Origin of the sequence: Phenylobacterium kunshanense (assembly GCF_003254525.1) — a bacterium.
Lineage (GTDB): Bacteria > Pseudomonadota > Alphaproteobacteria > Caulobacterales > Caulobacteraceae > Phenylobacterium > Phenylobacterium kunshanense.
The window spans coordinates 1-1,271 of record NZ_QFYS01000023.1; the positions used below are offsets into that span (position 1 = coordinate 1).

General features: G+C 67.9%; 1 protein-coding gene. It reads left to right on the forward strand.

Features of this window, described 5'->3' with window-relative positions; all coding sequences use genetic code 11:
• The first annotated feature begins 63 nt into the window (after nucleotides 1-63).
• A protein-coding gene (locus DJ019_RS20610) for an IS3 family transposase (RefSeq protein WP_111278750.1) occupies nucleotides 64-1,253 on the forward strand; the annotation gives its coding sequence in 2 pieces (ribosomal slippage) (nucleotides 64-316 and nucleotides 316-1,253; 1,191 coding nt in all).
• The last annotated feature ends 18 nt before the right edge of the window (nucleotides 1,254-1,271 follow it).

A 1,271-nucleotide genomic window follows, 5' to 3' on the forward strand; every position in this document is an offset into this window, starting at 1 on the left:
TGACGTGACCCCCTGAAACTCAGCCAGGAATAGCTAGAGTCCGCCCGACCAAAGGACGGACGAATGAAGCGATCAAGGTTCACGGAAGAGCAGATCATCGGGATCCTGCGGGAGCAGGAGGCCGGCGTGCCGGTGGCGGATTTGTGCAGGAAGCACGGTCTCAGCTCGCCGACGTTCTACAAGTGGAAGGCCAAGTTTGGCGGGCTGGACGTGTCGGAGGCCCGGCGGCTGAAGGCGCTGGAGGACGAGAACGCCAAGCTGAAGCGGATGCTGGCGGACGCGATGCTCGACAACGTCGCGCTGAAGGATCTGCTGGGAAAAAAGTGGTGACGCCCGCCGCGCATCGGGAGGCTGCGGCGTATCTGCAGTCGACCTACGAGATGAGCGAGCGGCGGGCGTGCCGGGTGATCGGGGCGGATCGGGCGAGCGTGCGCTACCAGGCGACGCGGCCCGACGATGGCGCCCTGCGCGAACGGCTGAAGGCGCTGGCCCAGGAGCGGCGGCGCTTCGGCTATCGCCGCCTGCACGTGCTGCTGCGGCGGGAAGGCCAGGCGGTGAACAGGAAGCGGGTCCAGCGGATCTACCGTGAGGAACGGCTGACCGTGCGTCGGCGCGGCGGTCGCAAGCGGGCGATGGGGACCCGGCGACCGATCGAGGCGCCGCTGCTGCCCAACCAGCGCTGGAGCCTGGACTTCGTCTCCGATCAGATGACCGACGGGCGGCGCTTCCGGATCCTGACGGTGATCGACAACTGCACGCGCGAGTGCCTGGCCCTGGTGGCGGACACCTCGCTGTCGGGGCGCCGGGTCGCTCGCGAGCTGGACGCCATCATCGCTCACCGCGGGCGACCCGACATGATCGTCAGCGACAACGGCACGGAGTACACCTCCAACGCCATCCTCGGCTGGGCCGACGAGACCGGCGTCGGCTGGCACTACATCGCGCCGGGAAAGCCGCAGCAGAACGGCTTCAACGAGAGCTTCAACGGCCGCCTCCGAGACGAGCTGCTGAACGAGACGCTCTTCCGCTCTCTGCCCCATGCCCGCGCCGTGCTGGAGACCTGGCGGCGCGACTACAACGAAGCCCGGCCGCACTCGAAGCTCGGCTGGCTGACGCCAGGGGACTACGCCCGAGCCCTATCCGGAGAGTCCGGCCGGCACGCTGCGATACCTGATGTCTCCGCGCGCCGGCCTCTTGCAACCCCCGCCGAGCACGGCTCAGATCAACCCAGGACTCTCGTTACGACTGGATGAGAAACGGGGGTCACGTCA